Source organism: Streptococcus mitis, assembly GCF_000722705.1.
Lineage (GTDB): Bacteria > Bacillota > Bacilli > Lactobacillales > Streptococcaceae > Streptococcus > Streptococcus mitis_P.
The window spans coordinates 1-20,438 of the sequence record NZ_JPFW01000003.1; the positions used below are offsets into that span (position 1 = coordinate 1).

A 20,438-nucleotide genomic window follows, 5' to 3' on the forward strand; every position below is an offset into this window, starting at 1 on the left:
TAGGCAAATAGAAGAGTAGATATAAGCATTTTAGGGTGATAAGACGGGCGACCAAAGGCATGATAGAAGGCGTGGAAGTGACTATCCTTCAAGGTATTTACCACTTTTTCAATAGTAAAGACAAGATGGTCTTGTGGCAAGAAGGAACTGATTTCTAGTGGTAAAGTTGTTTGATTTGTGTTATAGTGAATATGCATGGGATAGCCTTTCTAAATGGTTTATTAAGCAATTCTATTTTACCAAGACTATCGCAACCATGCAAAAAAGCAACGGCAAATCCGTTGCTTTTTTTGGAGAAAAGAGACTATTGTCCCAGTCTCTTTAAAATATCTCTAGAAAATAGGTCTATACCATTTACAAATGAATCAGAAAAGTTTATAATGTAATTGACATAATAAATATCAAAAGTAATCTTTTAAGGAGGTCATTATTATGCCTAATTACGTTAAAGCAGATCAGTTTTTCTATCCATTTGGCATTCGTCGCGGTGGGTACTTAGAACTTGTTGATGGCAAATTTGGGAAACATGTGGATCAAATTCCTGAAGGAGCAGAGGTTCTTGACTATACTGGTTATAGCATTGCACCAGGTCTTGTGGATACTCATATTCATGGATATGCAGGTGTAGATGTGATGGACAACAACATTGAAGGTACATTGCATACTATGAGTGAAGGACTTCTTAGTACCGGTGTTACCAGTTTCTTGCCCACAACTTTAACAGCCACTTATGAGCAATTGCTTGCAGTCACTGAAAATCTTGGAAACCATTATAAAGAAGCAACAGGTGCTAAGATTCGTGGGATTTATTATGAAGGTCCATATTTCACAGAAACTTTTAAGGGGGCACAAAATCCAACTTATATGAGAGACCCTGGTGTTGAGGAGTTTCATTCTTGGCAGGATGCTGCAAAAGGGATGCTAAATAAAATCGCTATTGCACCAGAACGTGATGGGGTGGAAGATTTTGTACGTACTATTACAGGTGAAGGTGTGACAGTTGCACTTGGACACTCAGATGCGACATTTGAACAAGCTAAGAAGGCAGTTGATGCTGGAGCTAGTGTATGGGTACATGCCTATAATGGGATGCGTGGTTTAACACACCGCGAACTAGGTATGGTAGGAGCTATGTATGAGCTCCCACATACTTACGCAGAATTGATTTGTGATGGTTACCACGTAGATCCAAAAGCTTGTGAGATTTTACTTAAGCAAAAGGGGACAGAAAACATCGCTCTTATTACGGACTGTATGACAGCTGGTGGGCTTGAAGACGGTGACTATATGTTGGGAGAATTCCCTGTTGTAGTAGCAAATGGAACTGCACGTCTCAAATCTACTGGTAATTTGGCAGGTTCTATCCTCAAGCTTAAAGATGGTATGAGAAATGTAGTCGAGTGGGGTATTGCAAATCCACACGAAGCAGTCATGATGGCCAGCCTTAACCCAGCTAAATCTGTTAATATTGACGATGTCTGTGGTCAAATCCGTGAAGGCTACGACGCTGACTTTATCGTACTAGATAAAGATTTGGAATTGGTGGCTACGTATCTAGATGGTGTGAAGCGTTATCAAGCATAAGAGAGAAGGCAGAAGTTAGAGATTAGCTTCTGCTTTTTTATCTATATTAATTTACTGGTAAATAAAAAAGTTAAAAATATCACAAAAAAGCTTGAACAAACAATTAAAAAGGCTTACAATTATATTATAAATAGTACAAATAAAAAAACGGAGGAGTGCTTTATGAAAGCCTATACTTATGTTAAACCAGGACTTGCTTCTTTTGTTGATGTAGACAAACCAGTGATTCGCAAGCCAACAGACGCTATTGTGCGTATCGTAAAAACTACTATTTGTGGAACAGACCTCCATATTATCAAAGGGGATGTTCCCGCTTGCCAAAGTGGTACCATTCTTGGTCACGAAGGGATTGGGATTGTTGAAGAAGTTGGAGAAGGAGTTTCGAACTTCAAAAAAGGCGACAAGGTCTTGATTTCTTGTGTCTGTGCCTGTGGTAAATGTTACCACTGTAAAAAAGGGATTTATGCTCACTGTGAGGATGAGGGAGGATGGATTTTTGGTCACTTGATTGATGGTACGCAGGCTGAGTACCTACGTGTTCCTCATGCGGACAATACTCTATATCATACACCAGAATCTTTATCAGATGAAGCTCTTGTTATGTTGTCAGATATTTTACCAACTGGCTATGAAATTGGTGTTTTAAAAGGGAAAGTGGAACCAGGTTGTAGCGTTGCGATTATTGGTTCAGGACCAGTTGGATTGGCAGCCCTTTTGACAGCTCAATTCTTCTCACCAGCTAAATTGATTATGGTGGATCTAGATGATAACCGCTTGGAAACTGCTTTATCATTCGGTGCAACTCATAAGGTTAATTCTTCAGACCCTGAAAAAGCCATTAAAGAAATTTATGATTTGACAGATGGCCGTGGTGTAGATGTTGCGATCGAAGCTGTTGGTATTCCTGCAACCTTTGATTTCTGTCAAAAGATTATCGGTGTAGACGGAACAGTAGCTAACTGTGGTGTACACGGTAAACCAGTTGAGTTTGAGTTAGATAGACTTTGGATCCGCAATATCAATATCACTACAGGTTTAGTATCTACAAATACAACACCTCAGTTGTTGAAAGCTCTTGAAACTCATAAGATTGAACCAGAAAAATTGGTAACTCATTATTTCAAACTAAGTGAAATTGAAAAAGCCTATGAAGTCTTCAGTAAGGCAGCAGACCACCATGCAATCAAAGTCATTATCGAAAACGATATCTCAGAAGCTTAAGAAACAAAAAGTTTTTATCATATAAGTAAATAGAAATTCAGTCATCCATCAGATGGCTGGATTTTTTATCGAAAAATTAAGAAATGAGCATATTTCTTTTCTTGTTTAATGGAATTAGTTATAATATACGATACAAAGGAATTGAATGAATATGTATCGTGTTATAGAAATGTACGGAGATTTTGAACCCTGGTGGTTCTTAGAAGGTTGGGAAGAAGATATTGTAGCAAGTAAGAGATTTGACCAGTATTATGATGCTCTCAAATACTACAAAACTTGTTGGTTTAGATTGGAACAAGAATCCCCTCTTTATAAAAGCAGAAGCGACTTGATGACCATTTTTTGGGATCCAGAAGACCAACGCTGGTGTGATGAATGTGACGAGTATTTACAACAATACCATTCTTTGGCTCTTTTGCAGGATGAGCAGGTTATCCCAGACGAAAAATTACGTCCAGGCTATGAAAAACAAACAGGTCAGGAAAGACACCGTTCTTGCCGTATGAAATTAAGATAGAGAAAAGTAACTTTTTTGGAGTTGCTTTTTTATTTTTTCCAAATCTTTGCGAATAGTATAGGTGAGGAGGTAAGTATGGTTCAAGAAATTGCACAAGAAATCGTTCGTTCGGCTCGGAAAAAAGGGGCGCAAGACATTTATTTTGTCCCTAAGTTAGACGCCTATGAGCTTCATATGAGGATAGGAGACGAGCGTTGTAAAATTGGTTGTTATGATTTTGAAAAGTTTGCGGCCGTCATCAGTCACTTTAAGTTTGTGGCGGGTATGAATGTGGGAGAAAAGCGACGTAGTCAGCTTGGTTCCTGTGATTATGAATATGACCAGAAGATGGTGTCCCTACGTTTATCTACCGTAGGCGATTATCGGGGGCATGAGAGTTTAGTTATTCGCTTGTTGCACGATGAGGAGCAGGAATTGCATTTTTGGTTTCAGGATATTGAAGAACTGGGCAAGCAGTACAGGCAACGAGGACTCTATCTTTTTGCTGGTCCAGTCGGCAGTGGTAAGACGACCCTGATGCATGAATTGGCCAAGTCCCTCTTTAAAGGACAGCAAGTCATGTCTATTGAGGATCCAGTTGAGATCAAGCAGGACGACATGCTCCAATTGCAGTTGAATGAGGCGATTGGGCTAACCTATGAAAATCTAATCAAACTTTCTTTGCGTCATCGGCCAGACCTCTTGATTATCGGAGAAATTCGGGACAGCGAGACGGCGCGTGCAGTGGTCAGAGCCAGTTTGACAGGTGCGACAGTCTTTTCAACCATTCATGCCAAGAGTATCCGAGGTGTTTATGAACGCCTGTTGGAGTTGGGTGTGAGTGAGGAGGAATTAGCGGTCGTTCTGCAAGGAGTCTGCTACCAGAGATTAATCGGGGGAGGAGGAATCGTTGACTTTGCAAACAAAGACTATCAAGAACACCAGTCGACTAGCTGGAATGCGCAGATTGACCAGCTTCTTAAAGATGGACATATCACAAGTCTTCAGGCTGAAACGGAAAAAATTAGCTACAGCTAAGCAAAAAAATATCATCACCTTGTTTAACAATCTCTTTTCCAGCGGTTTTCATCTGGTGGAGACTATCTCCTTTTTAGATAGGAGTGCCTTGTTGGACAAGCAGTGCGTGACCCAGATGCGTACAGGTTTGTCTCAGGGGAAATCATTCTCAGAAATGATGGAAAGTTTGGGCTTTTCAAGTGCCATTGTCACTCAGTTATCCCTAGCGGAAGTCCATGGAAATCTCCACCTGAGTTTGGGAAAGATAGAAGAGTATCTAGACAATCTAGCTAAGGTCAAGAAAAAATTAATTGAAGTAGCGACCTATCCCTTGATTTTGCTGGGTTTTCTTTTCTTAATTATGCTGGGGCTACGGAACTATCTATTACCCCAACTGGATAGTAGCAATATTGCCACCCAAATTATCGGTAATCTGCCACAAATTTTTCTAGGAATGGTAGGGTTTGTCTCAGTAGGTGTCCTTTTAGCACTCACTTTTTATAAAAGAAGTTCTAAGATGCGCATCTTTTCTATCTTAGCACGCATTCCTTTTCTTGGAATCTTTGTTCAGACCTATTTGACAGCCTATTACGCGCGTGAATGGGGGAATATGATTTCGCAGGGGATGGAGCTGACGCAGATTTTTCAGATCATGCAGGAACAAGGCTCTCAGCTCTTTAAAGAAATCGGTCAAGATCTAGCTCGAGCTCTGCAAAATGGTCGGGAATTTTCTCAGACGATAGGAACCTATCCTTTCTTTAAAAAGGAGTTGAGTCTCATCATCGAGTATGGGGAAGTCAAGTCTAAGCTGGGGAGTGAGTTGGAAATCTATGCTGAAAAAACTTGGGAATCTTTTTTTACCAGAGTCAATCGTACCATGAATCTGGTGCAGCCACTGGTCTTTATTTTTGTGGCTCTGATTATCGTTTTACTTTATGCGGCAATGCTCATGCCTATGTATCAAAATATGGAGGTAAATTTTTAAAATGAAAAAAATGATGACATTCTTGAAAAAAGCTAAGGTTAAAGCTTTCACACTGGTAGAGATGTTGGTGGTCCTTTTAATCATCAGCGTGCTTCTCTTGCTCTTTGTACCTAATTTGACCAAGCAAAAAGAGGCGGTCAATGACAAAGGAAAAGCTGCTGTTGTCAAGGTGGTGGAAAGCCAGGCAGAGCTTTATAGTTTGGAAAAAAATGAAGATGCTAGCCTAAGCAAGCTACAAGCAGATGGACGCATCACAGAAGAACAGGCTAAAGCTTATAAAGAATACCATGATAAAAATGGAGGAGCGAATCGTAAAGTCAATGATTAAGGCCTTTACCATGTTGGAAAGTCTCTTGGTTTTGGGACTTGTGAGTATCCTTGCCTTGGGCTTGTCAGGCTCTGTACAGTCCACTTTTGCGGCGGTAGAGGAGCAGATTTTCTTTATGGAGTTTGAAGAACTCTATCGGGAAACCCAAAAACGCAGTATAGCCAGTCAGCAAAAGACTAGTCTAAACTTAGATGGGCAGACGATCAGTAATGGCAGCCAAAAGTTGACAGTTCCTAAAGGAATTCAGGCACCATCAGGACAAAGTATTACATTTGACCGAGCTGGGGGCAATTCGTCCCTGGCTAAGGTTGAATTTCAGACCAGTAAAGGAGCGATTCGTTATCAATTATATCTAGGAAATGGAAAAATTAAACGTATTAAGGAAACAAAAAATTAGGGCAGTGATTTTACTGGAAGCAGTAGTCGCTTTAGCTATTTTTGCCAGCATTGCGATCCTTCTTTTGGGACAAATTCAGAAAAATAGACAAGAAGAAGCAAGAATCTTGCAAAAGGAAGAAGTTTTGCGTGTAGCTAAGATGGTCCTGCAGACAGGTCAAAATCAGGTAAACATCAACGGAGTTGAGATTCAGGTGTTTTCTAGTGAAAAGGGATTGGAGGTCTACCATGGTTCAGAACAGTTGTTGGCTATCAAAGAGCCATAAGGTCAAGGCTTTTACCTTGTTGGAATCCCTGATTGCCCTTATTGTCATCAGTGGAAGCTTACTCCTCTTTCAAGCCATGAGTCAGCTCCTCATTTCAGAAGTTCACTACCAGCAACAAAGTGAGCAAAAAGAGTGGCTCTTGTTTGTGGATCAACTGGAGGCAGAATTAGACCGTTCGCAGTTCGAAAAAGTGGAAGGTAATCGTCTCTATATGAAGCAGGATGGCAAGGATATTTCTCTAGGTAAGTCTAAATCAGATGATTTTCGGAAAACCGATGCCAGTGGGCGAGGTTATCAGCCTATGGTTTATGGCCTCAAATTCGCACAGATTACAGAGGAAAATCAACTGATTCGCTTTCGTTTCCAGTTCCAAAAAGGCTTAGAAAGGGAGTTCATCTATCGTGTGGAAAAAGAAAAAAGTTAAGGCAGGTGTTCTCCTCTATGCAGTCACCATGGCAGCCATTTTTAGCCTTTTGTTACAATTTTACTTGAACCGACAAGTCGCCCACTATCAAGACTATGCTTTAAATAAAGAAAAGTTAATCGCTTTTGCCATGGCTAAACGAACCAAGGATAAAGCCGAGCAAGAAAGTGGGGAGCAGATCTTTAATCTAGGTCAGGTAAGCTATCAAAACAAGAAAACAGGCTGGGTGACAAGGGTTCGTACGCCTAAGAGTCAATATGAGTTCCTATTTCCTTCAGTCAAAATCAGAGAAGAGAAAACAGATGAAAAGAAAGAGGCAACGACTGATTCAAGCGAAAAAGCGGAGAAGAAAAAATCAGAAGAGAAGCCTGAAAAGAAAGATAATTCCTAGCCAATCAAGATACTTTGTGCTAAACTAAAAGCATGAAACATGATTTTAACCACAAAGCAGAAACTTTTGATTCACCTAAAAATATCTTCCTAGCAAACTTGGTTTATCAAGCTATCGACAAACAGCTTGATCTTCTATCAGACAAAGAAATTCTAGATTTTGGTGGAGGGACGGGTCTATTAGCCTTGCCCCTAGCCAAGCAGGCTAAGTCTGTCACTCTTGTAGACATTTCTGAGAAAATGCTGGAGCAAGCTCGTTTGAAAGCGGAACAGCAAGCAATCAAGAATATCCAGTTTTTGGAACAAGATTTATTGCAAAATCCCTTGAAGCAAGAGTTTGATCTCATTGTTGTTAGTCGGGTTCTTCATCATATGTCTGATTTGGATACAGCCCTCTCACTGTTTCATCAATATTTGAAGGAAGATGGACAACTCCTTATTGCTGATTTTACCAAGACGGAGGCCAACCATCACGGCTTTGAATTGTCTGCATTGGAAAACAAGCTAATGGAGCATGGTTTTTCATCTGTGCATAGTCAGATTCTCTATAGTGCTGAAGACTTGTTTCAAGGAAATTACTCAGAACTCTTTTTAACAGTAGCTCAAAAATCACTCGCCTAGTCAGGGAGTGATTTTTCTATAAGGATGGAAAAAAGAAGGGAAATTTGATAAGATAGGAATATGGATTTTGAAAAAATTGAACAAGCTTATACGTATTTACTAGAGAATGTCCAAGTCATCCAAAGTGATTTGGCGACCAACTTTTATGACGCCTTGGTGGAGCAAAACAGCATCTATCTGGATGGTGGAACTGAGCTAAATCAGGTCAAAGAGAACAATCAGGCTCTTAAACGCTTAGCACTTCGCAAAGAAGAATGGCTCAAGACCTACCAGTTTCTCTTGATGAAAGCTGGACAGACAGAGCCCCTACAGGCCAATCACCAGTTTACACCAGATGCTATTGCTTTACTTTTGGTGTTTATTGTGGAAAAGTTGTTTAAAGAGGAGGGGATCACTATCCTCGAAATGGGTTCTGGGATGGGAATTCTGGGCGCTACTTTCTTGACTTCGCTTGATAAAAAAGTGGATTACTTGGGAATGGAAGTAGATGATTTGCTGATTGATGTGGCAGCTAGCATGGCAGATGTGATTGGTTTGCAGGCTGGCTTTGTCCAAGGAGATGCCGTTCGTCCACAAATGCTCAAAGAAAGCGATGTGGTCATCAGCGACTTGCCTGTTGGCTATTATCCTGATGATGCCGTTGCGGCGCGCCATCAAGTTGCTTCTAGTCAAGAACATACCTACGCCCATCACTTGCTCATGGAACAAGGGCTTAAGTACCTCAAGTCAGATGGATATGCGATTTTTCTAGCTCCGAGTGATTTGTTGACCAGTCCTCAAAGTGATTTGTTGAAAGGATGGTTGAAAGAGGAGGCAAGTCTGGTTGCCATGATTAGTCTACCTGAAAATCTCTTTGCTAGTGCTAAACAATCTAAGACGATTTTTATCTTACAAAAGAAAACTGACATAACAGTAGAACCCTTTGTTTATCCACTTGCTAGCTTGCAAGACGCAAGTGTTCTAATGAAATTTAAAGAAAATTTTCAAAAATGGACTCAAGGTACTGAAATATAAAATAGATTTTGTTATAATAGATGAAAACGCTTAAAAGAGGAGTCTTATTATGACAAAAACAATTGCAATCAATGCAGGAAGCTCAAGTTTAAAATGGCAATTATACTTAATGCCAGAGGAAAAAGTATTAGCCAAAGGCTTGATTGAACGTATCGGTTTGAAAGATTCGATTTCAACTGTTAAATTTGATGGTCGTTCTGAACAACAAATTTTAGATATCGAAAATCACACACAAGCTGTTAAAATTTTATTGGATGACTTGATTCGTTTCGATATTATCAAGGTTTATGATGAGATTACTGGTGTTGGTCACCGTGTTGTTGCAGGTGGAGAATATTTCAAGGAATCAACAGTTGTTGAGGGAGATGTTTTAGAAAAAATTGAAGAGTTGAGTTTGTTGGCTCCTCTCCACAATCCAGCCAATGCAGCAGGTGTTCGTGCCTTCAAGGAATTATTACCAGACATTACCAGTGTAGTTGTTTTTGATACTTCATTCCACACAAGTATGCCAGAGAAAGCTTATCGCTATCCGTTACCAACAAAATATTACACAGAAAACAAGGTTCGTAAATACGGTGCTCACGGTACAAGCCATCAGTTTGTAGCAGGAGAAGCAGCAAAACTCTTGGGACGTCCATTAGAAGACTTGAAATTGATTACTTGCCATATCGGTAATGGTGCTTCTATTACAGCTGTTAAGGGTGGTCAATCTGTGGATACTTCAATGGGATTCACTCCACTTGGCGGTGTGATGATGGGAACTCGTACAGGGGATATTGACCCAGCTATCATTCCTTATTTAATGCAATATACAGAGGACTTTAATACTCCAGAAGCTATTAGCCATATTCTCAATCGTGAATCAGGACTTATGGGTGTTTCAGGCAAGTCTAGTGATATGCGTGATGTGATTGCTGCTAAAAAAGCAGGAGACCATGATGCTACCTTAGCATATGAAATCTATATTGACCGTATCCAAAAACATATTGGGCAGTACCTTGCAGTCCTAAATGGAGCAGATGCTATTATCTTCACAGCTGGTGTAGGTGAAAATGCAACCGATGTACGTAAGGATGTTATCTCAGGAATTTCTTGGTTTGGCTGTGATGTTGACCCAGAAAAGAACGTCTTCGGTGTGACAGGAGACATTTCAACAGAGGCAGCTAAAATCCGTGTCTTGGTTATTCCAACAGATGAAGAATTAGTCATTGCCCGTGACGTTGAACGTTTGAAAAAATAAGTAAAACTAGAAAAAATATTCCGTACAAGGAGTTGGAAAAGTGATTTTTCCAGCTTCTTTTTCTGATGAAATTGTTCAAAACCTTGCTATGATTGGCTTTTTTGAAAAATATGGTATAATAGTAGTAATTTAATAGATGGAGTTGAGTTTTGAAGAAAAACTTTCGTGTAAAAAGAGAGAAAGATTTTAAGGCGATTTTCAAGGAGGGGACAAGTTTTGCTAATCGCAAATTTGTGGTCTACCAATTAGAAAACCAGAAAAACCATTTTCGAGTAGGTCTATCAGTTAGCAAAAAACTGGGGAATGCGGTTACTAGAAATCAAATCAAGCGACGAATCAGACATATTATCCAGGATGCAAAAGGGAGTCTGGTAAAAAATGTAGACTTTGTTGTCATTGCTCGGAAAGGGGTCGAAACCTTGGAATACGCAGAGATGGAGAAAAATCTACTCCACGTATTAAAATTATCAAAGATTTACCAGGAAGGAAATGGGAGTGAAAAAGAAACTACAGTTGACTAGTTTGCTAGGACTGTCTTTATTGATCATGACAGCCTGTGCAACAAATGGGACAACTAGTGATATTACAGCCGATTCGGCTGATTTTTGGAGTAAATTTGTTTACTTCTTTGCGGAAATCATTCGATTCTTATCGTTTGATATCAGTATCGGAGTGGGGATTATTCTCTTTACGGTCTTGATTCGTACAGTACTCTTGCCAGTCTTTCAAGTGCAAATGGTAGCGTCCAGAAAAATGCAGGAAGCTCAACCACGTATTAAGGCGCTTCGAGAACAATATCCAGGTCGAGATATGGAAAGCAGAACCAAGCTAGAGCAGGAAATGCGTAAAGTCTTTAAAGAATTGGGTGTCAGACATTCAGATTCTCTTTGGCCGATTTTGATTCAGATGCCGCTTATCTTGGCCCTGTTCCAAGCTCTATCAAGAGTTGACTTTTTGAAGACAGGTCATTTCTTATGGATTAACCTTGGTGGTGTGGATACAACCCTTGTTTTTCCGATTTTAGCAGCAGTATTCACCTTTTTAAGTACTTGGTTGTCCAATAAAGCCTTATCTGAGCGTAATGGAGCTACGACTGCGATGATGTACGGGATTCCAGTCTTGATCTTTGTCTTTGGGGTTTATGCTCCGAGCGGGGTAGCTCTCTATTGGGCAGTGTCCAATGCCTATCAAGTCTTGCAAACTTATTTCTTGAACAATCCATTCAAGATTATCGCAGAACGCGAGGCCGTAGTACAGGCACAGAAAGATTTGGAAAATAGAAAAAGAAAAGCCAAGAAAAAGGCTCAGAAAACGAAATAATAAGGAGGAATCTGGTAATGGTAGTATTTACAGGTTCAACTGTTGAAGAAGCAATCCAGAAAGGATTGAAAGAGTTAGATATTCCAAGAATGAAGGCTCACATCAAAGTCATTTCTCGTGAAAAAAATGGATTTCTTGGTTTATTTGGTAAAAAACCAGCCCAGGTTGACATTGAAGCTATTAGTGAAACAACTGTCATTAAAGCAAATCAACAAGCTGTAAAGGGTGTTCCTAAAGAAATTAATGAACAAAATGAACCAGTTAAAACAGTCAGTGAAGCAACCGTTGATTTGGGTCATGTTGTAGAAGCAATTAAAAAGATTGAAGAAGAAGGCCAAGGAGTTTCTGATGAAGTTAAGGCTGAAATCTTGAAAAATGATAAACATGCTAGCACCATCTTAGAGGAAACAGGGCATATTGATATTTTAAGTGAATTACAGCTTGAAGAAGCTGACCTAGGAGAAGAAATAGAAACTCCTATTGTTGAGACTCAAGCTGAAGAAACTGAAAGTCAAGAATTAGAAGATTTGGGTTTAAAGGTTGAAGCGAGCTTTGAAATTGAACAAGTAGCTACGGAAGTAACGACGTATGTTCAAACGATTATTGATGATATGGACGTTGAGGCGACGATTTCAAATGACTATAACCGTCGTAGCATCAATTTACAAATTGATACAAATGAGCCAGGGCGTATTATCGGTTATCATGGTAAAGTTTTGAAGGCCTTGCAGTTATTGGCTCAAAATTATCTATATAACCGCTATTCAAGAACCTTCTACATTACTATTAATGTCAATGATTATGTTGAACACCGTGCAGAAGTCTTGCAGACCTATGCTCAAAAATTGGCGACCCGTGTTTTAGAAGAAGGGCGAAGTCATCAGACAGATCCAATGTCGAATAGCGAACGCAAGATTATCCATCGTATTATTTCACGTATGGATGGTGTGACTAGTTACTCTGAAGGTGACGAGCCAAATCGCTATGTCGTTGTAGATACAGAATAAGTAAAATCAGGTTTATCCTGATTTTTTGCTAGCTAGAGGAGGTTGAACGGATGTTGAATAAGATAAGAGACTATTTAGATTTTGCTGGTTTCCAGTACCGTAATCCTGATAAAGCGGGAGAAGAGCGAGAGAAGATGCTGGAATTGCGTCATAAAGGTCAAGAGACCCGAAAGGCTTTCACAGAATTGGCCAAAACCTTTCAAGCAAGTCATCCAGAATGGCAACTCCAACAGACTAGCCAGTGGATGAATCAGGCACAGCGTTTGCGACCACATTTTTGGGTTTATTTACAGAGAGACGGACAAGTGACAGAACCTATGATGGCCTTACGTTTGTATGGAGAGTCTTCTGATTTTGGTATTTCCTTAGAGGTCAGTTTCATCGAGCGTAAGAAGGATGTGCAAACTCTAGGCAAGCAGGCCAAGGTCCTAGAAGTTCCAGTGGTAGAAGGGATTTATTATCTATCCTACTGTGATGGTTAAAGTCAACGGTGGGAGGCTACTGAGGAGAACCGTCAAATTTTAAGAAATAAACTATCCAATCAGGAAGTCCGTAAAGTGTTAGTTAAAGCAGATGTTTCTTTTATAGAAAATCAATCATTAGAAGTGATTTTAGAAAAATTAGATGAAGCTTATAAGCGCTTACTTCCTTATTATCAAGCGACTAGAGGGTAGAAAATAGATGACTTATCTAGCGTCGAATTGTTTAATTGCTATTCTATGTATTTTTTCATATAATAGTAAAATAGAATGTGTGATTCAATAATCACCTCAAATAGAAAGGAAATTCTATGTCAAATCTATCTGTTAATGCAATTCGTTTTCTAGGTATTGACGCTATCAACAAAGCCAACTCAGGTCACCCAGGTGTGGTTATGGGAGCAGCTCCGATGGCTTACAGTCTCTTTACAAAACAACTTCGTATTAATCCAGCACAACCAAACTGGATCAACCGCGACCGCTTTATTCTGTCAGCTGGTCATGGTTCAATGCTCCTTTATGCCCTTCTTCACCTTTCTGGTTTTGAAGATGTCAGTATGGATGAGATCAAGAGCTTCCGTCAATGGGGTTCAAAAACACCTGGTCACCCAGAATTTGGTCATACAGCAGGGATTGATGCTACGACAGGTCCTCTAGGTCAAGGTATTTCAACTGCTACTGGTTTTGCCCAAGCAGAACGTTTCTTGGCAGCTAAATATAACCGCGAAGGCTACAATATCTTTGATCACTATACATACGTTATCTGTGGAGACGGAGACTTGATGGAAGGTGTCTCAAGCGAGGCAGCTTCATACGCAGGCTTGCAAAAACTAGACAAGTTGGTTGTCCTTTATGATTCAAATGACATCAACTTGGATGGTGAGACAAAGGATTCCTTTACAGAAAGTGTTCGTGACCGTTACAATGCTTATGGTTGGCATACAGCCTTGGTTGAAGATGGAACAGACTTGGAAGCAATCCATGCTGCTATCGAAGCAGCTAAAGCTTCAGGCAAACCATCTTTGATTGAAGTGAAGACCGTGATTGGATACGGTTCTCCAAACAAACAGGGAACTAATGCTGTACACGGTGCCCCTCTTGGAGCAGATGAAACTGCAGCAACTCGCCAAGCGCTTGGTTGGGACTATGAACCATTTGAAATCCCAGAGCAAGTTTATGCTGATTTTAAAGAAAATGTTGCAGACCGTGGCGTATCAGCTTATCAAGCTTGGACAAAATTAGTTGCTGACTATAAAGAAGCGCATCCAGAATTGGCTGCAGAAGTAGAAGCTATCATTGACGGACGTGATCCAGTTGAAGTGACTCCAGCAGACTTCCCAGCCTTAGAAAATGGCTTCTCTCAAGCAACTCGTAACTCGAGCCAAGATGCCTTGAACGTTGTAGCTACTAAGTTGCCAACTTTCTTGGGCGGATCAGCTGACCTAGCTCACTCAAACATGACTTATATCAAGACTGACGGACTTCAAGACGATGCTAATCGCTTGAACCGTAATATTCAGTTTGGTGTTCGTGAATTCGCAATGGGAACGATCTTGAACGGGATGGCCCTTCACGGTGGACTTCGTGTATACGGTGGAACTTTCTTCGTCTTCTCTGACTATGTGAAGGCAGCTGTCCGCTTGTCAGCCTTGCAAGGACTTCCTGTGACTTATGTCTTTACCCACGATTCTATTGCAGTTGGGGAAGATGGCCCAACGCACGAACCCGTTGAGCACTTGGCAGGTCTTCGTGCCATGCCAAATCTAAATGTTTTCCGCCCAGCAGATGCGCGTGAAACGCAAGCAGCTTGGTACCTTGCAGTGACAAGTGAGAAAACACCAACTGCCCTTGTCTTGACACGTCAAAACTTGACTGTCGAAGAGGGAACAGACTTCGACAAGGTTGCTAAAGGTGCCTATGTTGTCTATGAAAATGCAGCAGATTTTGATACGATCTTGATTGCGACAGGTTCAGAGGTCAATCTTGCTGTCTCAGCTGCCAAAGAATTGGCTAGTCAAGGCGAAAAAGTTCGCGTAGTCAGCATGCCATCTACAGATGTCTTTGATAAACAAGATGCAGCTTACAAGGAAGAAATCCTTCCAAATGCAGTTCGCCGTCGTGTTGCAGTCGAAATGGGTGCAACTCAAAACTGGTACAAATACGTTGGTCTTGATGGTGCCGTTCTTGGTATTGATACCTTCGGAGCCTCTGCCCCAGCACCAAAAGTATTGGCAGAATATGGCTTTACTGTAGAAAACCTTGTAAAAGTTGTTCAAAACTTGAAATAATCCTAAGAATCAGAGCGCAAGCTCTGGTTTTTCTTACTAGAAAAGCAAGGTACAATCTTGTAAAAGTAGCTGAAATTTGATATAGTAGTCCTATGTGAAAGACAAAGGAGAATATAATGGAATCACAATATACATTTTTAATCATTCTTGTGGCTATGTTGGGCTTGATGTTCTTTACGCAACGCTCTCAAAAGAAACAAGCGCAAAAACGTATGGAAAGCTTGAATAAACTACAAAAAGGTTATGAAGTTATTACAATCGGTGGACTTTATGGAACGGTCGATGAAGTAGATACGGAGAAGAAAACAATTGTTCTTGATGTAGATGGAGTTTACTTGACTTTTGAACTAGCCGCTATCAAGACCGTATTACCGCTGAAAGAAACTGCTTCACTCGAAGGTGCAATTGAAAAATAAGACGGGATCACTAACTCCCGTTTTTCTATAAAAGAAAGGAAATGGGATGAAAAAACTAGTCTTTGTCTGTTTGGGAAATATTTGCCGTAGCCCTATGGCCGAGTTTGTTATGAAATCAATGACAGATAACTACGAAATCCAAAGTCGAGCGACTTCCTCTTGGGAACATGGCAATCCGATTCATAAGGGCACTCGGGGAATTTTTCAAGAGTATGAGATTCCTTATGACAAGAACAAGACATCGCTTCAGATTAGTAAGGAAGATTTTGAAGACTTTGATTATATTATCGGAATGGACGCTTCAAATGTTTCTGACCTACGTCAGATGTGTCCAGGAGGATTGCAAGATAAGATTTACTCATTCGCATCTGAAAGTGTCCCAGATCCTTGGTATACAGGGAATTTTGAGGAGACCTATCAGCGTGTTCAAGAGGGGTGTCAAGCTTGGTTAGAACGTTTAGAAAAGGAGAGTGAAGGTGGAAAATCTTAAGAATTTTTACGACAAGTATCGTGTCTATCTGACTCGTCCACGTTTAGAGCTTTTAGCAGTAGTTGCCATTGTTTTCTGTGCTGTACTTGTCTTTTTTCTAAATATTCCTGGAAAAGGTGTCTTAAAACTCAATAATGGAACGATTGTTTATGACGGCAGTCTTGTCCGTGGTAAAATGAATGGCCAAGGCACCATTACCTTCCAAAATGGAGACCAATATACAGGTGGTTTCAACAACGGAGCCTTCAACGGAAAAGGTACCTTTCAATCTAAAGAAGGCTGGACCTACGAAGGTGATTTTGTAAATGGTCAGGCTGAAGGAAAAGGAAAACTAACAACAGAACAAGAAGTCGTTTATGAAGGGACTTTTAAACAAGGCGTTTTTCAACAAAAATAAAGCCTCCTTATCAAAGGAGGTATTGTTAGAACTCCAAAGTAAGCGCTTACCTGTAAATCCTTTCCTTTCCACCTCATCTTACAACCAAGTTTGTGAAATAAAAAAATATTTGAAATAAATTTCACAAACTATGAAGAAAAGACTTGATAAGTAAAGATAATGAGAAACATTTCACAAATAACCAAAAATTCTTTGTGAAATGTTTATGAAACTGTTTACAAAACATAAATAATGCGTTATAATAAACTTGTGAAAAAATTAACAAAGGATTTGATCCTTGAAAGCTATGGAGGAAAATATGGCTGATAAAAAAACTGTGACCCCAGAGGAAAAGAAACTCGCTGCTGAAAAGCATGTCGATGGTTTGGTGCAAAAAGCTTTAGTTGCTCTTGAAGAAATGCGTAAACTCGACCAAGAACAGGTTGACTACATCGTAGCCAAAGCGTCAGTGGCAGCTTTGGATGCCCACGGAGAATTGGCTTTACATGCCTTTGAAGAAACGGGACGTGGTGTATTCGAAGATAAAGCAACTAAAAACTTGTTTGCTTGTGAACACGTAGTAAACAATATGCGCCACACTAAGACAGTTGGTGTTATCGAAGAAGACGATGTGACAGGATTGACTCTCATCGCTGAACCGGTCGGTGTTGTTTGCGGTATTACTCCTACAACAAACCCAACATCAACAGCAATCTTCAAATCATTGATTTCATTGAAGACACGTAATCCAATCGTTTTTGCCTTCCACCCATCAGCACAAGAATCATCTGCTCATGCAGCACGTATCGTCCGCGATGCAGCTATCGCAGCTGGTGCTCCTGAAAACTGTGTGCAATGGATTACTGAACCATCTATGGAAGCAACTAGTGCATTGATGAACCACGAAGGCATTGCAACAATCCTTGCAACTGGTGGTAACGCCATGGTTAAGGCGGCTTACTCATGTGGTAAACCAGCTCTTGGAGTAGGTGCTGGAAACGTTCCAGCTTATGTTGAAAAATCAGCAAATATCCGTCAAGCTGCACACGATATCGTTATGTCTAAATCATTTGATAATGGTATGGTTTGTGCATCTGAACAAGCGGTTATCATTGATAAAGAAATTTACGATGAATTTGTAGCAGAGTTCAAATCTTATCACACTTACTTTGTAAACAAAAAAGAGAAAGCACTTCTTGAAGAGTTCTGCTTCGGCGTGAAAGCAAACAGCAAAAACTGTGCTGGTGCGAAATTGAATGCTGACATCGTTGGTAAACCAGCAACTTGGATTGCAGAACAAGCAGGATTTACAGTTCCAGAAGGAACAAACATTCTTGCTGCTGAATGTAAAGAAGTTGGTGAAAATGAGCCATTGACTCGTGAAAAATTGTCACCAGTTATCGCAGTTTTGAAATCTGAAAGCCGTGAAGATGGTATTACTAAGGCTCGTCAAATGGTTGAATTTAACGGTCTTGGACACTCAGCAGCTATCCACACAGCTGACGAAGAATTGACTAAAGAATTTGGTAAAGCTGTTAAAGCTATTCGTGTTATCTGTAACTCACCTTCTACTTTCGGTGGTATCGGGGACGTTTACAATGCCTTCTTGCCATCATTGACACTCGGATGTGGTTCTTACGGACGCAACTCAGTTGGGGATAACGTTAGTGCCATTAACCTCTTGAATATCAAAAAAGTCGGAAGACGGAGAAATAACATGCAATGGATGAAACTTCCTTCAAAAACATACTTTGAACGTGATTCAATTCAATACCTTCAAAAATGTCGTGACGTTGAACGTGTCATGATCGTTACTGACCATGCCATGGTAGAGCTTGGCTTCCTTGATCGTATCATCGAACAACTTGACCTTCGTCGCAATAAGGTGGTTTACCAAATCTTTGCTGATGTAGAACCAGATCCAGATATCACAACTGTAAACCGTGGTACTGAAATCATGCGTGCTTTCAAACCAGATACAATCATCGCTCTCGGTGGTGGATCTCCAATGGATGCTGCTAAAGTAATGTGGCTCTTCTACGAACAACCAGAAGTGGACTTCCGTGACCTTGTTCAAAAATTCATGGATATCCGTAAACGTGCCTTCAAATTCCCATTGCTTGGTAAGAAGACTAAATTCATCGCAATCCCAACTACATCTGGTACAGGATCTGAAGTAACACCATTTGCCGTTATCTCTGATAAAGCAAACAACCGTAAATACCCAATCGCTGACTACTCATTGACACCAACTGTGGCAATCGTAGACCCTGCCTTGGTATTGACAGTTCCTGGATTTGTTGCTGCTGATACTGGTATGGACGTATTGACCCACGCGACTGAAGCTTACGTATCACAAATGGCTAGCGACTACACTGACGGTCTTGCACTTCAAGCCATCAAACTTGTATTTGAAAACCTTGAAAGCTCAGTTAAGAACGCAGACTTCCATTCACGTGAGAAAATGCATAACGCTTCAACAATCGCTGGTATGGCCTTTGCCAATGCCTTCCTAGGTATTTCTCACTCAATGGCTCATAAGATTGGTGCGCAATTCCACACAATCCACGGTCGTACAAATGCAATCTTGCTTCCATACGTCATCCGCTACAACGGTACACGTCCAGCTAAGACAGCAACATGGCCTAAGTACAACTACTACCGTGCAGATGAAAAATACCAAGATATCGCACGCATGCTTGGACTTCCAGCTTCTACTCCAGAAGAAGGTGTGGAATCTTACGCAAAAGCTGTCTACGAACTTGGTGAGCGCGTAGGTATCCAAATGAACTTCAAAGCACAAGGAATCGATGAAAAAGAATGGAAAGAACATTCTCGTGAATTGGCCTTCCTTGCTTACGAAGACCAATGTTCACCAGCTAACCCACGCCTTCCAATGGTTGACCATATGCAAGAAATCATCGAAGATTCTTACTATGGTTACAAAGAAAGACCAGGACGTCGTAAATAATTGTTATCAGCCTAGAGGCAGGAGTTATCCTGTCTCTTTTTTGTAATTCTATTTGAAAAATGGTATAATAATCGCATATATTTGTTTGAAAATCAAATCTTTTATAATCATGCGAGGGGCAAATGAACAAGATAAATGAGTTAGGGGATAAAGTGCGACTTTTAAGAGAGGAGAAAGGTCTTAGTCGTCCAGTTTTTTGTGGGGATGAGTCAGAGTTGTCCGTTCGTCAGTTGGTGCGCATTGAAAAGGGAGAGTTTCGTCCTACGATAAAAACACTAGAATATATTGCAGATAGATTAGAAATTCCATCCTACGTCTTGATGCCAGACTATAAGGAATTACCCAAGCGTTACCAAGAATTAAAGTACTTTCTTTTACATCACCCTGACTACGGAGACAAGGAGTTGCAGGAACAAAAGGAAGAATATTTCGATGAGATTTTTGAGAATTTTTATGATGATTTGCCACGTGATGAGAAGATGATAGTGGATTGTCTTCAAGCAATAGATGCAGTGAGAATGACTAGTAATTCCTTATATGGAAGCAGTGTGATTGAGGACAGTCTTCAAGACTTACTATCCAGAGATGTATATAGGGCTGAGGAATTGTTGAAATTGAGACTGTATTTTCTTTGTCAGTTAATGGATGGTTTAAACGAGGGTGAGATAAAAAAGTCTGAGCATGAAACTATTCTTTATTTTCATGACAAATTAAGTTCTCAGGTTGATAAGATAGAGTTCGATTGTTTGGACTTACTTAGAGACTCCTTGTTAGCTTCTTTAACTTGTATAGAGATTATGGGGTTGCTTCATTATTTTAAGAGGGCAGTCGAGACCTTAAATAAAATAGGGCAAAAAACACGAGATTTTCAAAAACAACCGATTGTCTTGATGGTGGAGTGGAAATATTATATTCAGATGGATTATGATACAGCCAAACAAAAGTATGAAGAAGCAAAAATGATGGCGAGGATGTTTGGCAATGAGCAGTTAATCGTTAGTTTAGATAAGGAATGGAGCGAAGATGTAGAAAGATATCGTTAAATTATATATAGGGGTGACATTTCTGTCATTGAGGGAATGCCGCTTTTTTGTTACAATGAATTTTAC

22 protein-coding genes and 2 pseudogenes are annotated in these 20,438 nt (G+C 40.2%); 23 read left to right on the plus strand and 1 reads right to left on the minus strand.

From position 1 onward, the window contains the following. Nucleotides 1–197: pseudogene (locus tag SK642_RS10690) on the minus strand (IS1182 family transposase); the annotation flags it as partial. 235 nt (nt 198–432) lie between these two features. Here SK642_RS10690 and nagA point away from each other — a divergent pair. The 23 genes and pseudogenes from nagA to SK642_RS00980 all read left to right on the plus strand — a co-directional run bounded on the left by nagA (nt 433) and on the right by SK642_RS00980 (nt 20,372). After that, nucleotides 433–1,584 (plus strand): N-acetylglucosamine-6-phosphate deacetylase, encoded by a 1,152-nt coding sequence (nagA, locus tag SK642_RS00870; protein WP_001134550.1) that lies wholly within the window; start codon nt 433–435, stop codon nt 1,582–1,584. Between the two features lie 162 nt (nt 1,585–1,746). Beyond that, nucleotides 1,747–2,805 carry a zinc-dependent alcohol dehydrogenase family protein gene (locus SK642_RS00875; RefSeq protein WP_033682974.1) on the plus strand — a complete coding sequence of 353 codons (1,059 nt, stop codon included), beginning with the start codon at nt 1,747–1,749 and terminating at the stop codon, nt 2,803–2,805. Between the two features lie 151 nt (nt 2,806–2,956). After that, a complete protein-coding gene (locus SK642_RS00880) occupies nt 2,957–3,322 on the plus strand; it encodes a DUF1033 family protein (protein WP_033682975.1) in 366 nt (121 codons plus the stop codon). 75 nt (nt 3,323–3,397) lie between these two features. Then, on the plus strand, nt 3,398–4,339 hold the full coding sequence (comGA, locus tag SK642_RS00885; protein WP_033682976.1) for a competence type IV pilus ATPase ComGA: 942 nt from the start codon (nt 3,398–3,400) through the stop codon (nt 4,337–4,339). Next, nucleotides 4,287–5,303, plus strand: coding sequence for a competence type IV pilus assembly protein ComGB (gene comGB / locus SK642_RS00890; protein ID WP_080708886.1), 1,017 nt, complete (start codon nt 4,287–4,289; stop codon nt 5,301–5,303). The genes comGA and comGB overlap by 53 nt, the downstream gene beginning before the upstream one ends. 1 nt (nt 5,304) lies before the next feature. Then, complete coding sequence (comGC, locus tag SK642_RS00895; RefSeq protein WP_033682978.1) at nt 5,305–5,631, plus strand: comG operon protein ComGC; 327 nt, start codon at nt 5,305–5,307, stop codon at nt 5,629–5,631. Beyond that, nucleotides 5,624–6,028 carry a competence type IV pilus minor pilin ComGD gene (gene comGD / locus SK642_RS00900; protein ID WP_033682979.1) on the plus strand — a complete coding sequence of 135 codons (405 nt, stop codon included), beginning with the start codon at nt 5,624–5,626 and terminating at the stop codon, nt 6,026–6,028. The genes comGC and comGD overlap by 8 nt, the downstream gene beginning before the upstream one ends. After that, nucleotides 5,991–6,293: a competence type IV pilus minor pilin ComGE gene (comGE, locus tag SK642_RS00905; RefSeq protein WP_265182541.1), complete on the plus strand. Its 303-nt coding sequence runs from the start codon at nt 5,991–5,993 to the stop codon at nt 6,291–6,293. Before comGD ends, comGE begins: the two co-directional genes overlap by 38 nt. After that, nucleotides 6,256–6,717, plus strand: a complete 462-nt coding sequence (gene comGF, locus SK642_RS00910) for a competence type IV pilus minor pilin ComGF (protein WP_033682981.1) — start codon at nt 6,256–6,258, stop codon at nt 6,715–6,717. The genes comGE and comGF overlap by 38 nt, the downstream gene beginning before the upstream one ends. Continuing rightward, nucleotides 6,695–7,108, plus strand: coding sequence for a competence type IV pilus minor pilin ComGG (comGG, locus tag SK642_RS00915; RefSeq protein ID WP_033682982.1), 414 nt, complete (start codon nt 6,695–6,697; stop codon nt 7,106–7,108). Before comGF ends, comGG begins: the two co-directional genes overlap by 23 nt. A 32-nt stretch (nt 7,109–7,140) precedes the next feature. Next, nucleotides 7,141–7,728, plus strand: a complete 588-nt coding sequence (locus SK642_RS00920; protein WP_033682983.1) for a class I SAM-dependent methyltransferase — start codon at nt 7,141–7,143, stop codon at nt 7,726–7,728. 60 nt (nt 7,729–7,788) lie between these two features. After that, a complete protein-coding gene (locus SK642_RS00925) occupies nt 7,789–8,742 on the plus strand; it encodes a class I SAM-dependent methyltransferase (RefSeq protein WP_033682984.1) in 954 nt (317 codons plus the stop codon). Nucleotides 8,743–8,791: 49 nt separating this feature from the next. Next, nucleotides 8,792–9,982, plus strand: a complete 1,191-nt coding sequence (locus SK642_RS00930; protein ID WP_033682985.1) for an acetate kinase — start codon at nt 8,792–8,794, stop codon at nt 9,980–9,982. 149 nt (nt 9,983–10,131) lie between these two features. After that, nucleotides 10,132–10,503, plus strand: a complete 372-nt coding sequence (gene rnpA, locus SK642_RS00935) for a ribonuclease P protein component (protein WP_033682987.1) — start codon at nt 10,132–10,134, stop codon at nt 10,501–10,503. After that, nucleotides 10,478–11,302: a membrane protein insertase YidC gene (locus tag SK642_RS00940; protein ID WP_200872268.1), complete on the plus strand. Its 825-nt coding sequence runs from the start codon at nt 10,478–10,480 to the stop codon at nt 11,300–11,302. The genes rnpA and SK642_RS00940 overlap by 26 nt, the downstream gene beginning before the upstream one ends. Nucleotides 11,303–11,319: 17 nt before the next feature. Then, entirely contained in the window at nt 11,320–12,309 is a 990-nt protein-coding gene (jag, locus tag SK642_RS00945) for an RNA-binding cell elongation regulator Jag/EloR (protein ID WP_033682990.1), read from the plus strand. A 50-nt stretch (nt 12,310–12,359) separates the two neighbouring features. Beyond that, a pseudogene (locus SK642_RS00950) lies at nt 12,360–12,983 on the plus strand (HI_0552 family protein). A 116-nt stretch (nt 12,984–13,099) separates the two neighbouring features. Continuing rightward, nucleotides 13,100–15,076 carry a transketolase gene (gene tkt / locus SK642_RS00955; protein ID WP_033682991.1) on the plus strand — a complete coding sequence of 659 codons (1,977 nt, stop codon included), beginning with the start codon at nt 13,100–13,102 and terminating at the stop codon, nt 15,074–15,076. Nucleotides 15,077–15,192: 116 nt separating this feature from the next. Beyond that, nucleotides 15,193–15,492 (plus strand): preprotein translocase subunit YajC, encoded by a 300-nt coding sequence (yajC, locus tag SK642_RS00960; RefSeq protein WP_020901078.1) that lies wholly within the window; start codon nt 15,193–15,195, stop codon nt 15,490–15,492. A gap of 46 nt (nt 15,493–15,538) precedes the next feature. Further along, nucleotides 15,539–15,982 (plus strand): low molecular weight protein-tyrosine-phosphatase, encoded by a 444-nt coding sequence (locus SK642_RS00965; RefSeq protein ID WP_033682992.1) that lies wholly within the window; start codon nt 15,539–15,541, stop codon nt 15,980–15,982. Next, the gene (locus SK642_RS00970) at nt 15,969–16,379 is read left to right on the plus strand and encodes an MORN repeat-containing protein (protein ID WP_033682993.1); all 411 of its coding nucleotides are present in this window, start codon (nt 15,969–15,971) and stop codon (nt 16,377–16,379) included. The genes SK642_RS00965 and SK642_RS00970 overlap by 14 nt, the downstream gene beginning before the upstream one ends. A gap of 298 nt (nt 16,380–16,677) precedes the next feature. Next, on the plus strand, nt 16,678–19,329 hold the full coding sequence (gene adhE / locus SK642_RS00975) for a bifunctional acetaldehyde-CoA/alcohol dehydrogenase (protein ID WP_000763955.1): 2,652 nt from the start codon (nt 16,678–16,680) through the stop codon (nt 19,327–19,329). A gap of 122 nt (nt 19,330–19,451) precedes the next feature. Next, nucleotides 19,452–20,372: a helix-turn-helix domain-containing protein gene (locus tag SK642_RS00980; protein ID WP_033682994.1), complete on the plus strand. Its 921-nt coding sequence runs from the start codon at nt 19,452–19,454 to the stop codon at nt 20,370–20,372. Nucleotides 20,373–20,438: the final 66 nt, after the last annotated feature.